Origin of the sequence: Nocardia sp. NPDC052001 (genome assembly GCF_040680615.1) — a bacterium.
In the GTDB taxonomy this organism is placed as follows: Bacteria; Actinomycetota; Actinomycetes; order Mycobacteriales; family Mycobacteriaceae; genus Nocardia.
Window position 1 is genome coordinate 36,296 of record NZ_JBFAXC010000010.1, and the last position, 15,633, is coordinate 51,928.

Consider the following 15,633-nt stretch of genomic DNA (forward strand, 5'->3'; position numbering starts at 1 on the left):
CAGTGAACGTCGTACTGGCCATTGCCAAGTTCATCGTCAACGAGATCCTCAGCCAGCCCGCCTATCTCATCGGCATCATCACCGCGGTCGGGCTGATCGCGCTGCGCAAATCCGCCGGGCAGGTGGTCGGCGGGGCGATCAAGGCGACGCTGGGATTCCTGCTCATCGGTGCGGGCGCGGGACTGGTGGTGCTGTCGCTGAAACCACTCGGCATCATGATCCAGGGGGCGCTGGGCGCGCACGGGGTCATCCCCACCAATGAGGCGATCGTGGCCATCGCGCAGGCCGAATACGGTGCGCAGGTCACCTGGTTGATGATTCTCGGCTTCGCCATCAGCCTCGCGCTGGCGCGGTTCACACCGCTGCACTATGTCTTCCTCACCGGGCATCACATGCTGTTCATGGCGACCATGCTGACCATGGTGCTCGCGGTGGCGGGGTTCTCCACACCGGTGGTCGTGGTCATCGGCGGCGTTCTGCTCGGCATTGTGATGGTCTCGTTGCCCGCACTGTCGCAGGCGTATACGCGGCGGGTGACCGGCGGTGACGATGTGGCGATCGGGCATTTCGGCACCGCCGGATATATCGCGGCGGGCGCGACCGGGCAGCTGGTCGGCAAGCGCAGTCGCAGCACCGAGGAGATGAATCTGCCGGAAGGGCTGCGCTTCCTGCGGGATTCGATGGTCGCGACCGCGCTGTCCATGGTGATCCTGTATTTGACGCTGGCGATCGTCTACCTGGTGCGGGTGGGTGAGGACACCGCGTTCCAGGCGTTCGAGACCGGGGCGACCGATGTCGGCAACTACCTCATGAAAGCGGTGAGCCAGGGTCTGCAATTCGGAATCGCCGTCGCCGTCATCCTTTTCGGTGTGCGCACCATTCTGGGTGAGCTGGTTCCGGCGTTCCAGGGCATCGCCGCGCGCGTGGTGCCCGGTGCGATTCCCGCGCTGGACGCGCCGATCGTGTTCCCGTACGCGCAGAACGCGGTGCTGCTCGGCTTCATCAGCAGTTTCGTCGGCGGTCTCGTCATGCTTGGCGTGCTGACCTGGATTCTCAATCCCGCGTTCGGGCTGGCGCTGGTGCTGCCCGGACTGGTGCCGCACTTCTTCACCGGCGGTGCGGCGGGGGTGTACGGCAACGCCACCGGCGGTCGTCGCGGCGCGGTGCTGGGCGCTTTCGTGAACGGCCTGCTCATCACCATTCTGCCCGCGCTGCTGTTGAAAGTGCTGGGGCCCTTCGGCGATGAGAACACCACCTTCGGTGACGCCGACTTCGGCTGGTTCGGCACGGCCATCGGCACCGCCGCCAAACTGGGCGGCTGGGGCGCGATCGCGCTGTCGCTGCTCATCGGCGTGGTGATTCTGCTGGCCGCCATGCTGGTGCAGGTGAAAGTCGTTGCCACCGGCTGGGATCCGGGTGCGCGGCGCGATGCCATCCTCGGAATCATCCCGCCCGCGGCGCATTACGAGGTGCCGCCGGAGGTGGGTGTGCGGCGGTACGCGAAGATACCGCCGCCGCAGGGCGCACCCGTGCCGCCCCCGCCGGAATGACCGGCTACCGCTTGCGCGCCATACCGCAGGCGATGAGTTGCTCCCAGACGGTCAACTCCATTGGGCCGGAACCGATTCGCGGCACATCGGCGGTGTCGGTACCGGTCTTCCAGCGGGCGCACGGCACCAGGCCGGGTTCGAGCACCTCGAGTTCGCCGAACAGGTCCTCGATCTCCTCCTCGGTGCGCCAGCGGCCGCGCCCGAAGGTGGCCTGCAGCATCTGCTCGGCCGCCTGGGTCTCCGCATTGTGGCCGGAACGGAAATGCGAGATGTAGAACAGGCTGTCCGGCACCGCCTGCTCGGCCCAGAAGCGCACCACCTCTGCGGGTTTCTCCTCATCCTGCAGGTGATGCAGTGTGGCGCTGAAGATCACGCCGATCGGCCGGTCGAAATCGATGAGCCGCTTGACCTCCCGATGCTGCCGGATATCCGCCGGATCATGCAGATCGGCCTGGATGACCTGGGTGCTGGCATCGGTGGCCAGCAGTGCCCGGCCGTGCGTCAGCACGATCGGATCGTTGTCCACATAGACCACCCGGGCATCGGGGACCAGCCGTTTGGCCACCTGATGCACATTGTCGGCGGTCGGCAGCCCACTGCCCATATCCAGGAACTGGGTGATCCCCAGCCTGGTCATCTCGTGCACGGCGCGAATCAGCGCCTGCCGGTTGGAGAACGCTATCGCGACCGAGCCCGGCAGATCGTTCTTGAAATAGTCGCCGACCGCCCGATCGGCGGCATAGTTGTCCTTGCCACCGAGCAGGTAGTCGTAGACCCGCGCGATACTCGGCTTGGACTGGTCCACCGGTATGCCATCAGCCATCTGAACACTCCCCTCTCAGGGCCCCCTTCACCCCGACAATCGTAGTCGAGTGTCCGAGTGTTCCGTTCCGGCCGAATCGATTTCAGACCGCGCGCAGGCGGGTGCGGCTGGCGTAGACGTGCTCGGCGATGAGGGTGGCGATGCGGTCCGGCGCCTCCAGCATGGGCACGTGGCCCACATCGTGCATGACGATGCGATCCGCCGACTCGGGGAGTTCGCGCAGGAATCGTTTGGCGTACGCGCGGTACGGGATGATCCGGTCGTTCTCGCACATGAGCAGGCGGACAGGGGTTTTCAGCGTGGACATATCCTCCAGATCCGGTGCGCGCAGCGCGCCCGCGATCATCGGCAGCATGGCTCGGCAGTGCAGGGCCGAGGTGATGGCCGCCTCGATGGCGCGGCGCGGGGCCGCGGCGGTGTTCTTGCTCAACACCATCGCCACCGCCTGCCGCACCGGCGCGCTGAACGCGATCGCGTCCGGCAGATGTTTGCCGATCTCCACCACCGGCACCAGCGACAGGAACTTCAAACCCACCCGAACCTGCAGCGCGGACGGGGTTTGCCAGCCGCCCGCCGGGGCGATAGCGGTGAGGGTGCGGGCCCGGCCGCGGCGCGCCAATTCGAAACCCACCCAGCCGCCGAGCGAATTGCCCGCGATATGGCAGGTGCGCCAGCCCAATTCGTCCAGCTGGTTCTCCACCCGATCGGCAAGGGCACTGACATCGAGGTACCAGCCCTCGAGATCCGGTCCGCCCCAATGCCCGGTGAAGGCCGGAGCGAACACCTCGCAATGACTGGCCATCCGGTTCGCCACCTGCTCCCAGCAGTGCGGCGACATCATGAATCCGTGCAACAGCAGCAGCGGGTCCCCCGAGCCCGTATGGATGGCGCGCATGGGAGCGAGCGGGGCGGTGGGCTTGGCGGTGCCTGACGTCATCGTCATCACCCCTTCCTGGACCTCGATGTCCATGGAGAAGGTTCGGTATCGGCATTGTACGTTTGGGGGTGCCCAAAATCCTCAGCACGGTAAACGTCAATGGAGTGCGCGCCGCTGCCCCCAAGGGACTGCTCGCCTGGCTAGCGGTCACCGAGGCCGACATCATCTGCCTCCAGGAGACCCGAGCCACCGACGAGCAAACCCGTAGCGTGCTGGCTCCCGCGCTGGATGCGGGCTGGTTCCTGTCCCATGCCGAACCCGGCGTGAAAGGCCGTGCGGGCGTAGCCATCCTCTCCCGCCGCGCTCCCGACGCCGTCCGCATCGGCGTCGGTGCGTTCGAGGGCGAAACCTGGACTCCGGTGAGCGAATTCGCCGCGCTCGGCCGCTATATCGAAGCCGACTTCGACGACCTCACCGTGGCTTCGGTCTACGTCCATACCGGCGAGGCCGATACCCCCATGCAGGACGAGAAGTACCGCTTCCTCGATGCCATCGGCGCTCGCATGACCACCATCGACCGCGATTTCGTCATCAGCGGCGACTGGAATATCGGCCACACCGAACTCGACATCAAGAACTGGAAGGGCAATATCAAGAACTCCGGCTTCCTCCCCGAGGAACGAGCCTGGGTCTCCTCCATGCTCGCCGCCGGCTACCGCGACGTAGTCCGGGATTTGAACCCCGGCGTCCCCGGCCCCTACAGCTGGCACTCCTACCGAGGCCGCGCCTTCGACAACGACGCAGGCTGGCGCATCGACTACCAGTTGGCCCGAGGCGATATCGCCACGCGCGCCAAGCAGGCGGTAGTGGAAAAGGCGGCCACCTACGCCGAACGCTGGTCCGACCACGCCCCCGTGACGGTCCAATACCGCTGACCGTTTTCTCCGCGCCCGTCTCGGCTTCGATCCGGACCGGGCGCGGATCTGTCGGCGGATAGCGGGGATGTGGGTGACGTAGATTCCTCAGTTATGACTGACGGCCGCGTGATCAGTGGGGTGCAGTGCCGGTGAATATCTCGTCCAAGACGCGTGCGTGGCTGGTGCTCGGCGGGGCGCTGGTGATGGTGCTGGTGGCCGTCCTGGTGTCGCGCGGTGGCGGTCATGACACCAATACCGGGAGCAAGACCTCGGTTACCGCGAGTGTGGCCGCAAAGACGACCACCGCGCCCAAACCCGGGCCGCGCACCACTGTGCCTGGGGCGGCGGAGGTTACGGGCACCCGCGCGCCGGGTGTGCCGGATCGCGCGTACGCCACATTGGTGGAGATCGATGCGGGGCGGTGGCCGGGGTCGGCCAATGCGCCGGGGACGCACGGCGGGGATACCTGGATGAATCGGGGCGGGGATTTGCCCGCCAAGGATTCCGGGGGGAAGAAGATCACGTATCAGGAATGGGATGTGAATCCCAAGAAGGCGGGACAGGGGCGCGATGCCGAGCGGATCGTCACCGGGAGTGACGGTTCGGCCTATTACACCGGGGACCACTACAACACTTTCACGAGGATGCGCTGATGACCGAGGCGATATCGCTTTCGCAGTTCCTCTCCACCGCACCGGTTTCCGGTGCGAGCGCGAGTGTGGCGACTCCGGTGCTGGGGGTGCTGCCGGTCGGTGCGGCCGAGTTCTCCGGTGTGCGAAGCCAATTGCCGGACAGCTATATCGCGCGGGAGCTGCGGGCTCGCAAGATGCGGACTGTCGCTGAGGTTTTCGATGAGTTCGCGGCCGCGTTCCAGTTCCCCTATTACTTCGGGCAGAACAAGGACGCGTTCGATGAATGCCTGCGTGACCTCGATGAATTCGTCGGCCCGGCACAGGGATACGTCGTGGTCGTCCGCAATGCGGCGCTGCTGTTGGCCGATCAGCCCGCCGAACGGGAGTGGTTCGCCGAGGCCATGACCGATGCCGCCGCCGTCTGGTCGGCCAAGGGTGTGGCGCTGCGGGTGGTGCTTCAGGACGCCGTTCCCGGGGGTATCGACGCGGTGCCGCTGACCTGGTCGGAGAACGCCACGCGCGGTTGAGGTCTCCCGGAGCTACTCGGCGCGGAGCCGGGTGGCCAGATCCTCGCCGAGTAGGACGAACACGTCGGTGGTGTGCTCGATGAGTTCGGCTCGGGTGAGCGGGAGGTCGCCGTGCAGCCAGGAGGTGAGGGTCTGGATGAGGCCGCCCACCAGATACGTTGCGCGGAAGGTGATTACGGGGTCGGGGTCGGCTTCGGTGAGGCCGTAGAAGTCGATGCCCTCCGCCGCTACGAGGTTGGCGAACACCTTGGTGGTGTGGATGGTGCGGGTGCGGAGTTCGGGGGTGGCTGAGCTGACTATCAAGGCCACGTGGGCTTTTCGAGGGTCCTCGGTGAGGAGTTCGATCCCGGCGGTGATGGCGGCGTGGGCTTTGGCGCGGGGCGCGGCGGGGGCCGTGTGCACCGCCGTGATCAGCGCCGTCGCCAGCTCTTCGGCGATGGTGTCGAACAGCGCGGACAGGACCGCTTCGCGGCTGTCGAAATTCTCGTAGTAGTAGCGCTCGTTCAGGCCCGCGGCGGAGCAGAGCGCGGAGACGGTGAGCTTGTCCAGGCCCTGGGTGCCGAGGATATCGAGGGCGGCGTCGAGCAGGGCGGCGCGGCGCTGGGTGCGGCGTTCCGCCGCCGATATGCCGCCGTAGGTCCGTTGCCCGGTCACGGGTTGATTCTGGCATGGCCGCGATTCTGGTAGTAGGTCTTGCCAGAATTGTGATTCTGGGGGACTCTATTTCCAGATGGCGTGGCCTGCGCCACAGCGCACCAGGAGGCAACGATGCCTGCACAGACCGGGTACTTCTCCGATGACTCGATGATCAGGCGGGTCATGCGCAAGCGCGCGGTGGGGCTCACCTACGGGCAGCGCGCACTGGTCATCGGGGCGGTGCACCCGCTGCTCTACGTCGGCACCGCGGAGAACACCCAGCATCGGACCACGCCGTACACGCGACTCGCCTTGACCGGCAAGCTCTTCGAGGCCGTCTCCCTCGGCACCCGCGAGGAAGCCGATCGGGCCCGCGCCTTCACCCGCAAGCGGCACAGCACCGTCAGCGGCGCACTGCCCGAGGACGCGGGGGAGCGCAATCCGGCGGGCACCCGGTACTCCGCGCACGATCCACAGCTCATGTTCATGACCATGGCCTTCACCTTCGACTCCGCCGAGGTCATGCACGATCTGCTGGTCCGCAAACTCACCCCGAACGAGCGCGAGGGTCTCTATCAGGACTATTGCCGCTGGGGTGAACTCTTCGGCATGCCGCGTGAGGCCGCGCCCGCGACCTACGCCGACTTCCGCCGCGTCTACGACGGCTACCTGGCCTCGGACGAGGTCTTCCTCACCGACGAAGCCAAACTGGTCGGCTCCTATCTGATGGGCCAGCGCGTCGCCTACCCCATGCCGATGCCGGTGCAGCAGGCCCTCGGCGGCTTCAACCTGCTCGTCCAGGGCAGCCTCCCGCCGCGCATTCGCGATATGTACGAGCTGAACTGGGGCATTCGCGAGGAAGTCGCCTGCCGCACCCTCGCCCAGGCCCTCCGCACCGCGCACTACTCACCGCCCCTGGCCCCCAAATTGCTGCGCGCCCAACTCACCGGCCCCAGCTACCCCCTCTACCGTCTCGCGACACGCCGAGAACAGCGACTCGTCGCCTCGGGGCGTCCGAGCATGCCGGGCGTGGATCCGCTATCGCTGGCGGCCAGAGCGGGCTGAGAACGCCCGTTGGCACCGCGCGGAATTCGGCTCGACCGGCGTGCGAAGATCTGAACATGTCGAGTCCTGCACCTTCCGCCGAACGCAAGCAGCGGGTCCTGTCCGGGATCCAGCCGACCAGCGATTCCTTCCACTTGGGGAACTACCTTGGCGCGCTGCAGTATTGGGTGCCGCTGCAGGACGAATTCGATGCCTTCTACTTCATTCCGGACCTGCACGCCATCACGGTGAATCCGCCGGACCCCAAGGTGCTGCGCCACCGCACCAAGGTCGCGGCCGCCCAGCTGCTGGCCCTGGGCGTCGACCCCAAACGGGCGACCATGTTCGTGCAGAGCCAGGTACCCGAGCACGCCGAACTGACCTGGGTGCTGAGCTGCATCACCGGTTTCGGCGAGGCCAGCCGGATGACCCAGTTCAAGGACAAGTCGGTCAAACAGGGTTCGGAGAACGCGACCGTCGGCCTGTTCACCTACCCGATCCTGATGGCCGCCGACATCCTGCTGTACCGCCCGCACCTGGTGCCGGTCGGCGAGGATCAGCGCCAGCATATGGAGCTGACCCGAAACCTGGCGCAGCGCTTCAACACTCGCTACAAGAAGACCTTCGTGGTGCCCGAGGGACATATCGTCACCGGCACCGCCAAGATCTACGACCTGCAGGATCCCACCGCCAAGATGAGCAAATCGGCCCAGACCGATGCGGGCCTGCTCAATCTGCTGGACGATCCCAAGGTCTCGGCCAAGAAGATCCGCTCCGCTGTCACCGATACCGAACGCGAGATCCGCTACGACCCGGAGACCAAGCCGGGCGTCAGCAATCTGCTGGTCATCCTGAGCTCGCTCAGCGGCACCCCGATCGTCACGCTGGAGGAGAACTACCAGGGCAAGGGGTACGGCGACCTCAAATCCGATACCGCCGACGCCCTGGTCGAATTCGTCACCCCGCTGCGCGCGAAGGTCGACGAATACATGTCCGATCAGACCGAACTGGACCGCATCCTCATCGAGGGCTCACAGCGCGCCCGCGAGGTCGCCGGCCAGACCCTGGCCCAGGTGTACGAGCGGGTCGGCTTCCTGCCGCGCTGAGCGATAGCTGTGGCGAAGGTCGCGATTCGGCCGACGCGCACCGCATTTGCCCCGCTCATCCGCCGGGAGATGGAAGAGTAGAGGCCTGACCAGGGCGAACATGTTTACCTCCGTGTGAAAGAGGTAGTTCGCCGGTAGAACTCACGCGCGGGTGCCCGACCGACGGCCAGTGGCCTTCCGGTCCGGCACCGTGCGCCGGGGCATTGCGGAGGTGGCGGTGTTCGGCAAGATACAGGCCAGAATCGAGCGCGAGATCCAGCGCAGGCATTGGCTGGATCATCTGGTGCGCGCCGGTGGCCGCTATCAGCGCCAGCGCGGCGACTACTACGCCGCGGGCATCACGTATTTCACCGTGCTGTCGCTGTTTCCGCTGCTCATGGTCGGATTCGCGGTCGCGGGTTTCGTACTGTCCCGAAATCCGGAGTGGCTGAAGGAAATTCAGGACAAGATCGTCGAGAACATTCCGGGCGCGGCGGGCGACCAGATCAATGACCTGATCACCCAGGCGGTGCGCTCGCGCGCGGGCGTCGGCGTGATCGGCCTGGCCACCGGTGCGTACGCCGGGCTCGGCTGGATCGCGAACCTGCGGGCGGCGCTCACCGAGCAGTGGGACCAGCCCAGCAAGGATCGCAATTGGGCGGTCACCAAGCTCTCGGATCTGCTCGCGCTCATCGGATTGTTCCTGGCCATCGGGATATCCCTGGGCCTGTCGATATTGGCGTCGAGTGGATTGATCAGCAAACTGCTGGAGCGCTGGCATATCAGCGAATCGGCCTGGATCACAGTGCTGCTGACCGTGCTGTCGCTACTGCTCGCCGTCCTCGCGAACTGGGCCGTATTCGTCTGGGTCATCGCGCGCATGCCCCGGCATCCGGTGACCTTCCGCAGCGCCGCCCGGGCCGCGCTGATCGCGGCGGTGGTATTCGAGGCGTTCAAACAGCTCGCCTCGATCATCCTGCGCTCGGTGGTGAACGGCCCGGCCGGTGTGGCCTTCGGACCCATTATCGGCCTGATGGTGTTCAGCTACTTCACCGCGCGCATCATCCTGTTCGCCACCGCCTGGGCGGCCACCGCGACGGAAAACGAAGTCCCGGCGGATATTCCGGCGCCCGCCCCGGCCGTCATCGAACCCCGGATCGCGGGTCCGGGGCTCACGGCCGGAACGGGCGCGGCGCTGTTCGGTGCGGGAGCGCTTGCCGGAGCGGCGATTTCAGCCCTGCGCAGGCGTTGAGGTCAGCGCCGGGGGCGGTTCATCCGGCGCGCACCGGCCAGTAAAACCAGCACCAGGATGACGCCGCCGACAATGAGCGTATTGCGCAGCCCGCGATGGTCGGACGCGGTGTCATCGGCGGGCTCGGTGGACGCGATCACCGGCGGACTCGCCACCACCACGGTCGAATCCGTGGATTTGGCAGAGGCATTCGGCAACTGACCCACACTCGCGCCGGACGGCAGCGCGAACGCGTAATCCAGCAGTTTCGCCGCCTGCTCCCACGGGCGGAACGGCAGCACATCCGCCTTCAACAGCGTCACCGCGAGCCGATGCCCATTGCGCTGCGCGCCCGCCACGAAGGTCTGCCGGGCGTCATCGGTGTATCCGGTCTTACCGCCGAGCGCACCGTCGTATTCGAACAGCAGGTGATTGTCGTTGCCGATCGGATAGCCCGGATGATCCTTGTCATCGGTGTTCTTCGGATCGGCCGGATAGCCGGGGAAATCCACCTGTTCGGTGTGAATCAACTCCGCGAACAGCGGCAGCGTCATGGCATCGCGGAACAGCAGCGACAGATCGTAGGCCGAGGTGCTCATCCCCGGACCGTCCAGCCCGGACGGCGTGGCCGCGCGAGTGTCCTTGGCCTGCAACCGATCCGCCATGCTGTTCATCTTCGCGACGGTCGCCTCGTCGCCGCCCAGCTGGGCCGAGATGGCATGCGCCGCATCATTACCCGATGCCATGATGAGCGCCTGGAACAGCTGCCGATTGGTGTATCGCCCACCCGGTCCGATACCCACCCGGGTGCCGTCGGCGTTGGCGTCCTCCTGGGTGCCGATCACCACCTTGTTCAAATCCAGTACGCGCAGCGCCACATCCGCCAGCAGCACCTTGATGGTGGAGGCGGGCCGGTAGCGCCCGTGCGGATCCTTGGCCACCAGCACCTTGCCGGTATCGAGGTCCGACACCACGAACGCCGTCGCGGAAATACCCTCCGGCAGCCCGGGCGCGCCCGAGGGCAGCACCACACCGCAGCCGCCGAGCCGGTCCCCGCCGATGGGCGGATTCGGAATCGGCAGCGGTTTGGGTGCGCTCTCACCGGGTGCGGGCACCTCGGAGGTGTCGATGGGCGGCGGCGGAGTGGTCTTGTTCGGGCAATTGTCGGTATTCGGCGTGGTGAACGGGGTCGGCGAAGTGGTCGGCGGTTGTGCCGTGGCCAGGGGTAGGGGCGCGTAGGTCACGCCCGTCATCGCGGTCAGTCCGGCCGCCAATGCGGCTGCGGCCATGAGGGATACGCGTCGCCGGGGTGTTCCGGCGGAACTGGGGTCTCGGCGCGAATGCCTGCGGATGATCATCGCCACCGAGCTTAGAGGCGAGCATGACACGACAAGTTTTGACAGACACTAGCAAATGAGAGACGCTCTCATTATCTAGTTGGCATCAAATGATTGGAACTGTCATGAAAGAGCCAGGAGTGCGCCGCTGGCTGGCCCTGGGCGCCCTAGCGGTCGCCATGCTGACCATCGGCCTCGACGTCACCGTGTTGACCGTCGCGCTGCCCACCCTGTCCGTCGACCTGCACGCCGACACCGGCGCGCTGCAGTGGTTCAGCAGCGCGTACACCCTCGCCCTCGCCGCCGTCATGCTCCCCGCGGGCGCGCTCGGCGACCGCTACGGCCGCAAGAAGCTACTGCTCGCCGCCCTACTGCTGTTCGGCGCGGCCTCCATCGCCTGCGCCTTCGCGGCATCCTCCGGACAACTCATCGCCGCCCGTGTGGTGCTCGGCGTGGCCGCGGCCGCCATGATGCCGCTGTCCATGGCGGTGCTGCCCGGACTGTTCCCCGATCCGACGGAACGGCAACGCGCACTGACCATCTGGATCACCTCCACCGCCATCGGGCTCCCGCTCGGCCCCATCCTCGGCGGCTGGCTGCTGCAGCACTTCTGGTGGGGATCGGTCTTCCTGATCAATGTGCCGCTGGTCATCGTCGGCGCCACCGCCGTCGCCCTGCTGGTTCCGGAATCCAAGAGCGGCAGCGTCTTCCGCATCGATCTGCCCGGCATCGCACTGTCCGTGGCCGGAATGCTCGGGCTCACCTACGGTTTCATCCGACTCGGGCAGGAAGGATGGAGCAACGGTCCGGGCTGGGCGGCAGTGGCCGCCGGAACCCTGCTGCTCGGCGCGTTCGTACTGTGGCAGCGGCGCACCGAACATCCGCTGATCGACCTCGGACTCTTCGCCGCACCCGGATTCCGCTGGGGCACCGTCTATATGGTCATCGTCAACTTCGCCATGTTCGGCCTGTTCTTCACCATGCCGCAGTACTTCCAGTCCGTACTCGGCACCGACACCCTCGGCAGCGGCGTGCGCCTGCTCCCGCTCATCGGCGGCCTGCTGGTCGGCAGCCGGACCGTGGACAAACTGCTGCCCAGGATCGGCCTGCGTATGGTGCTCTCGCTCGGATTCGCCTTCCTCACAGTGGGACTCGGCGCCGCCGCCCGCATCACCATCGACAGCGGATACGGGCTCGCGGCGGGCGCGCTGGCCCTGGTCGGCCTCGGTATGGGCTTCATCATGCCCGCCTCCATGGGCCTGGCCATGAGCGATCTCAGCGCCGAACGCGCGGGGTCCGGCTCCGCACTGTTGCAGGCGCTGCGCCAGGCGGCGGGCACCATCGGCGTCGCCATCCTCGGCACGGTGCTCGCCACGCAGTACCGATCCAGCCTGGGCGAATTGAATCGCGATCCCATCTCCGACGGCGTCAACGCCGGTGTCGGCGTGGCTCGCAAACTCGGCGATCCGGCCGTGCTCACCCACGTCCAGACCGCGTTCGTCGACGGTATGAGCGTCATGCTGTGGGTGTGCGCCGGGATCACCCTGGCGGCCACCGCACTCGCCCTGTTGCTCACCCGGTCCCAGCCGGTCGCACCGGAGCCCGAGAACGATGCGGCACAATCGGTTCATGCCGGCTGAGTCCACCCACGCACTGATCTCCGAGGAACCCGCGAGTCGGCCCCGGCCGACCCTGCGGGAACGGAAGAAGGAACGCACTCGGCGCACCATTCGCTCCGAGGCGTTCCGGCTTTTCCGGGAACAGGGCTACACCGAGACCACCATCGAGCAGATCGCCGAAGCCGCCGACGTCTCGCCGAGCACCTTCTTCCGGTACTTCCCGTCCAAAGAGCAATTGGTGCTGGCCGACGACCTGGACCCGGTGATGATCGAGGCCATCGACCGGCAGCCCAAGGACAAACCGATCCTGGCCGCCATCCGCGACGCCACCATCGACGCGTTCGGCGCGATGGACCCGGAGATCTTCGAATTCGAGAAGAACCGGGTGGCGCTGGTGTACTCGGTACCGGAGTTACGCGGTGCGGTGGCACGGGAATTCGAGCGCAATATCACCCTCATGTCCGGCATCGTGGCGCGGCGGTTGGGGCGACCCGATACCGATTTCGAGGTGCGGGCGCTGGTCGGCGCGCTCACCGGGGCCATGTTCGCGCTGGTCGGGGACGAACCGTTCAGTCAGGAACAGATCATCCGGGTGATCACCTTCCTGGAGTCGGGGATGCGCATCTAGACCGGTTGCCGGGTCAGCGCCGCCACCGCCTCGTCATCGACGGTGGCGAAGAAGCCGCCCACCACATCCTCGAGCTCGGTGATCGATCGCGCGCAGTACAGGATCGGCTGATAGTGCGTGATGTCGTAGACGGCGGTGCCCATCTCGGCAATGTTCAACGGCCGCAGCCGCGCACCGCGGAACTCCTCGATCTCACCGAACGAGGACAGCAGACCCGCTCCGTAACAACGGACTTCGTTGTCCTCCCGGACGACGCCGAATTCCAGCGAGAACCAGAACACATCCGCCAGGAACTTGAGCGCGCGCTCGGTTTCGAGCCGCTGCACCGCCGCGCCCACCGTTTCGTACAGCGCGGCGAAGCGCGGACTCGCCAATTGATTGGCATGGCCGAGGATTTCGTGCACGGCATCCGGTTCCGGGGTGTACAGCGGCGCGGAATGATGCCGAATGTACTGGGTGGAGTGGAAGATCCGATCCGCGAAGGAACCGAAGAACTCCCGCAGCGGCACCAGCCCGGCGGCGGGCGCGTAACGGAATCCGGTGCGCGGGAACAGTTTCGCGGACACCTCGTCCAGCTGCGGAATGTGATCGGTGGGCAGATTCAGCCGATCGGCCGCCTCCACCACCTCGGTGCAGGCGTACTTCGCGCGCTTGAACGCCAATTCGGCGGAGACGATCCGCCACACCCGCTGTTCTTCCTCGGTGTACTGGACCTGCGGCACCGGCTCGCCCGCCCGGTAATTCAACGCCATCGCGGCGATCGCATTGCGGCGCGCGCGGTACTCGGGATCGTGCACGCCGGGATGCTCATCGCTCAGATGCACCAGCACATTGCCGTCATCGCCCTGCGTGACCGGCGAGTACAGCTGACCCTCGGTGAACATATCCTGATGCAATCACCACCGTGTGATTCAGACAACAAATGCCCGCTCAGCTGAGCAAATTGCCAAGCTGAACGGGCCGCGTGGGTGAGTCGACGGCTGCCTTACCGCTGGCCGGTGTGCAGCGCGCCCAATGGCCCGAATTGCACCCGGCACGGCGAAGGCCGCCCGCATTGCAGTGCGGGCGGCCTTCGATCGGGTTATCGCTCAGCGGGGCGCGTTGGCCGGATCGACCAGGGTCGGGGTGCGGCCCTCGCGATTGGCCTTGCGGGCGTCCTCGATGAACTCGCGGCTGAACAGTGCCGACAGCACGGCGATACCGCCGCGATGCACGCGGAACTCACCGCTGCGGACCGCACCGGTCAGCCGGATGACGCGGCCGGAAGCGGTTGCGGGACGGGTGAAGTCCTTGACCCGGCCGCGACCGGTCCACTCCAGTTCGGACTGGTCGATGACCGCGTCGTCCGGAACCAGCAGCTTGACCATGGCGTGGTCCAGATCGGCGTGCACCACGATCTCGTCCTCGCCCTCGATGAGCGGCGAGCGCAGATCGATCACGACGCTGCCGTAGCGGGCCTTGACCTCGAAATGCTTCTCGGCGGTCCAATCGCCGAGGCGCTTGGTGGTGCCGTGATCGGTGTGGATGCGGGTGGTGGTGTTCATTGCGCTGCCTTTCGGGGCGGTGGAGCGGGTCGGGTTCGCCTGCTCCTCGATAGTTGCACAGACACTAGTTGCTTGGCAACTAGTAGTTGGAAATCTAGTTGTCCGGAACCCAGTAGGATGCGGGTATGACAGCATCGCCGCAGTTCAAACGCTCGCCCCTGGCGCTGGCGCTGCTCGGCATCCTGCATATGGAGCCGATGCACCCCTATGCCATCCAGCGCCGCATCAAGGAGTGGGGCAAGGACAAGGTCGTGAACGTGGGACAGCGGGCGGGGCTGTACAAGACCATCGCGCGATTGCAGGACGCCGGACTGGTGGCGGTGCGCGAGACCGGGCGCGACCAGCAGTATCCCGAGCGCACCGTCTACGAGATCACCGACGCGGGCCGCGAGGCGTTCATGACCTGGTTGACCGAGATGGTCGCGCAACCGCGCAATGAATTCCCGGAATTCCCCGCGGCACTGTCGTTCCTGATGCTCATGGGGCCGGAGCAGGCTCAGGTCGAACTGTCGAACCGGGCCGCCGCGATTCGCACCCGGATCGCCGAAATCGATTCCGACGCAGCACAATCCGCACAGTTCGGGCTACCCCGCATCGTCACCCTGGAAGACGAATACCAGCGCGCCATCGCGGACGCCGAACTCCGTTGGCTGGAAGGCGTTATCGCGGATCTGGCGGCGGGCACGCTCACCTGGTCGTGGGAATCGCTGGCGGCGTTCCAGACGTAACAGCCGGGGCCACATCGTCTTTAAGAATTTACCCCGATGGCCGTTAAGGTCCGCCGGTGATGATCTTTTCAACGAACTCCCAAGGGGGAGTGGGAATGAAAGGTTATCCACCATGACGATCTCGGTGCGTCGCGCAGGTCTGTTCATCGTCGGTGCGGCTGCGGTCGCCATGCTCTCGCCCATCGGCGCGGGTTCCGCCATGGCCGAAGGCATTCCGCTGGATCAGCCCACCCAGGTCGCGCAGACCGATGACACCCAGTCGGTCGCCCCCACCGCCACCGCCGACGAGATCTGCCTGCTGCACTGCCGCCCCACCGGCTCGGGCTACGCCCGCTGCCACTGAGCGACACCCGGGGGATAAACGAAGAACGCCCGCATCCAATGATGCGGGCGTTCTTCATGTTTCGAGCGTCCACGGGGTTTCAGGGGTTTACCCCTGAGGGCCCCGGGAGTGG

The 15,633-nt window shown here is 66.2% G+C and carries 17 protein-coding genes; 11 read left to right on the top strand and 6 right to left on the bottom strand.

The annotated features are described in order from the left end of the window. Positions 1-2 precede the first annotated feature (2 nt). On the top strand, positions 3-1,550 hold the full coding sequence (locus tag AB0L82_RS34335) for a PTS ascorbate transporter subunit IIC (RefSeq protein ID WP_364646077.1): 1,548 nt from the start codon (positions 3-5) through the stop codon (positions 1,548-1,550). A gap of 4 nt (positions 1,551-1,554) precedes the next feature. Here the strand turns inward: AB0L82_RS34335 and AB0L82_RS34340 are convergent, their stop codons facing one another. Both AB0L82_RS34340 and AB0L82_RS34345 read right to left on the bottom strand, forming a co-directional pair. Further along, positions 1,555-2,373, bottom strand: a complete 819-nt coding sequence (locus AB0L82_RS34340; protein ID WP_364646080.1) for an SAM-dependent methyltransferase — start codon at positions 2,371-2,373, stop codon at positions 1,555-1,557. 82 nt (positions 2,374-2,455) lie between these two features. Further along, positions 2,456-3,316, bottom strand: a complete 861-nt coding sequence (locus AB0L82_RS34345; RefSeq protein WP_364646083.1) for an alpha/beta hydrolase — start codon at positions 3,314-3,316, stop codon at positions 2,456-2,458. A 62-nt stretch (positions 3,317-3,378) separates the two neighbouring features. Between AB0L82_RS34345 and AB0L82_RS34350 the strand changes: the two genes are divergently transcribed. The 3 genes from AB0L82_RS34350 to AB0L82_RS34360 all read left to right on the top strand — a co-directional run bounded on the left by AB0L82_RS34350 (position 3,379) and on the right by AB0L82_RS34360 (position 5,326). Further along, entirely contained in the window at positions 3,379-4,185 is an 807-nt protein-coding gene (locus AB0L82_RS34350) for an exodeoxyribonuclease III (RefSeq protein ID WP_364646086.1), read from the top strand. A gap of 131 nt (positions 4,186-4,316) precedes the next feature. Beyond that, entirely contained in the window at positions 4,317-4,820 is a 504-nt protein-coding gene (locus AB0L82_RS34355; protein WP_364646089.1) for a ribonuclease domain-containing protein, read from the top strand. Beyond that, positions 4,820-5,326, top strand: coding sequence for a barstar family protein (locus tag AB0L82_RS34360; protein ID WP_364646092.1), 507 nt, complete (start codon positions 4,820-4,822; stop codon positions 5,324-5,326). Before AB0L82_RS34355 ends, AB0L82_RS34360 begins: the two co-directional genes overlap by 1 nt. A gap of 12 nt (positions 5,327-5,338) precedes the next feature. Here AB0L82_RS34360 and AB0L82_RS34365 read toward each other — a convergent pair whose 3' ends face one another. After that, positions 5,339-5,980: a TetR/AcrR family transcriptional regulator gene (locus tag AB0L82_RS34365; protein WP_364646094.1), complete on the bottom strand. Its 642-nt coding sequence runs from the start codon at positions 5,978-5,980 to the stop codon at positions 5,339-5,341. Between the two features lie 114 nt (positions 5,981-6,094). On the opposite strand from AB0L82_RS34365, the gene AB0L82_RS34370 reads away from it, so the two are divergent. From AB0L82_RS34370 to yhjD, 3 genes are all read left to right on the top strand, one after another. Then, a complete protein-coding gene (locus tag AB0L82_RS34370) occupies positions 6,095-7,027 on the top strand; it encodes an oxygenase MpaB family protein (protein WP_364646097.1) in 933 nt (310 codons plus the stop codon). A 56-nt stretch (positions 7,028-7,083) separates the two neighbouring features. After that, complete coding sequence (gene trpS, locus AB0L82_RS34375; RefSeq protein ID WP_364646100.1) at positions 7,084-8,112, top strand: tryptophan--tRNA ligase; 1,029 nt, start codon at positions 7,084-7,086, stop codon at positions 8,110-8,112. A 217-nt stretch (positions 8,113-8,329) separates the two neighbouring features. Continuing rightward, positions 8,330-9,343 (top strand): inner membrane protein YhjD, encoded by a 1,014-nt coding sequence (gene yhjD / locus AB0L82_RS34380; RefSeq protein ID WP_364646103.1) that lies wholly within the window; start codon positions 8,330-8,332, stop codon positions 9,341-9,343. A 2-nt stretch (positions 9,344-9,345) separates the two neighbouring features. Here yhjD and AB0L82_RS34385 read toward each other — a convergent pair whose 3' ends face one another. After that, positions 9,346-10,575, bottom strand: coding sequence for a serine hydrolase (locus tag AB0L82_RS34385; RefSeq protein ID WP_364646519.1), 1,230 nt, complete (start codon positions 10,573-10,575; stop codon positions 9,346-9,348). A gap of 209 nt (positions 10,576-10,784) precedes the next feature. Here AB0L82_RS34385 and AB0L82_RS34390 point away from each other — a divergent pair, with 209 nt between their 5' ends. Both AB0L82_RS34390 and AB0L82_RS34395 read left to right on the top strand, forming a co-directional pair. Next, positions 10,785-12,299, top strand: a complete 1,515-nt coding sequence (locus AB0L82_RS34390) for an MFS transporter (RefSeq protein WP_364646106.1) — start codon at positions 10,785-10,787, stop codon at positions 12,297-12,299. Further along, complete coding sequence (locus AB0L82_RS34395) at positions 12,289-12,906, top strand: TetR family transcriptional regulator (RefSeq protein ID WP_364646109.1); 618 nt, start codon at positions 12,289-12,291, stop codon at positions 12,904-12,906. Before AB0L82_RS34390 ends, AB0L82_RS34395 begins: the two co-directional genes overlap by 11 nt. On the opposite strand, the gene AB0L82_RS34400 is transcribed toward AB0L82_RS34395, so the two are convergent. Then, on the bottom strand, positions 12,903-13,790 hold the full coding sequence (locus AB0L82_RS34400; RefSeq protein WP_364646112.1) for a phenylalanine 4-monooxygenase: 888 nt from the start codon (positions 13,788-13,790) through the stop codon (positions 12,903-12,905). The genes AB0L82_RS34395 and AB0L82_RS34400 overlap by 4 nt on opposite strands. A 204-nt stretch (positions 13,791-13,994) precedes the next feature. After that, the gene (locus AB0L82_RS34405; RefSeq protein WP_364646115.1) at positions 13,995-14,450 is read right to left on the bottom strand and encodes a hypothetical protein; all 456 of its coding nucleotides are present in this window, start codon (positions 14,448-14,450) and stop codon (positions 13,995-13,997) included. Positions 14,451-14,575: 125 nt separating this feature from the next. On the opposite strand from AB0L82_RS34405, the gene AB0L82_RS34410 reads away from it, so the two are divergent. Both AB0L82_RS34410 and AB0L82_RS34415 read left to right on the top strand, forming a co-directional pair. Continuing rightward, complete coding sequence (locus AB0L82_RS34410; RefSeq protein WP_364646118.1) at positions 14,576-15,178, top strand: PadR family transcriptional regulator; 603 nt, start codon at positions 14,576-14,578, stop codon at positions 15,176-15,178. A 112-nt stretch (positions 15,179-15,290) separates the two neighbouring features. Beyond that, positions 15,291-15,521 (top strand): hypothetical protein, encoded by a 231-nt coding sequence (locus AB0L82_RS34415; RefSeq protein ID WP_364646121.1) that lies wholly within the window; start codon positions 15,291-15,293, stop codon positions 15,519-15,521. Positions 15,522-15,633: the final 112 nt, after the last annotated feature.

Excerpts from the sequence above, each read along its gene's own strand:
- AB0L82_RS34385 (WP_364646519.1), bottom strand. The coding sequence starts at position 10,575 with ATGACGGGCGTGACCTACGCGCCCCTACCCCTGGCCACGGCACAACCG.
- AB0L82_RS34395 (WP_364646109.1), top strand. The coding sequence starts at position 12,289 with ATGCCGGCTGAGTCCACCCACGCACTGATCTCCGAGGAACCCGCGAGT.
- AB0L82_RS34410 (WP_364646118.1), top strand. The coding sequence starts at position 14,576 with ATGACAGCATCGCCGCAGTTCAAACGCTCGCCCCTGGCGCTGGCGCTG.
- AB0L82_RS34340 (WP_364646080.1), bottom strand. The coding sequence starts at position 2,373 with ATGGCTGATGGCATACCGGTGGACCAGTCCAAGCCGAGTATCGCGCGG.
- trpS (WP_364646100.1), top strand. The coding sequence starts at position 7,084 with ATGTCGAGTCCTGCACCTTCCGCCGAACGCAAGCAGCGGGTCCTGTCC.
- AB0L82_RS34405 (WP_364646115.1), bottom strand. The coding sequence starts at position 14,450 with ATGAACACCACCACCCGCATCCACACCGATCACGGCACCACCAAGCGC.
- AB0L82_RS34415 (WP_364646121.1), top strand. The coding sequence starts at position 15,291 with ATGACGATCTCGGTGCGTCGCGCAGGTCTGTTCATCGTCGGTGCGGCT.
- AB0L82_RS34360 (WP_364646092.1), top strand. The coding sequence starts at position 4,820 with ATGACCGAGGCGATATCGCTTTCGCAGTTCCTCTCCACCGCACCGGTT.
- AB0L82_RS34370 (WP_364646097.1), top strand. The coding sequence starts at position 6,095 with ATGCCTGCACAGACCGGGTACTTCTCCGATGACTCGATGATCAGGCGG.
- AB0L82_RS34345 (WP_364646083.1), bottom strand. The coding sequence starts at position 3,316 with ATGACGATGACGTCAGGCACCGCCAAGCCCACCGCCCCGCTCGCTCCC.
- AB0L82_RS34400 (WP_364646112.1), bottom strand. The coding sequence starts at position 13,790 with ATGTTCACCGAGGGTCAGCTGTACTCGCCGGTCACGCAGGGCGATGAC.
- AB0L82_RS34390 (WP_364646106.1), top strand. The coding sequence starts at position 10,785 with ATGAAAGAGCCAGGAGTGCGCCGCTGGCTGGCCCTGGGCGCCCTAGCG.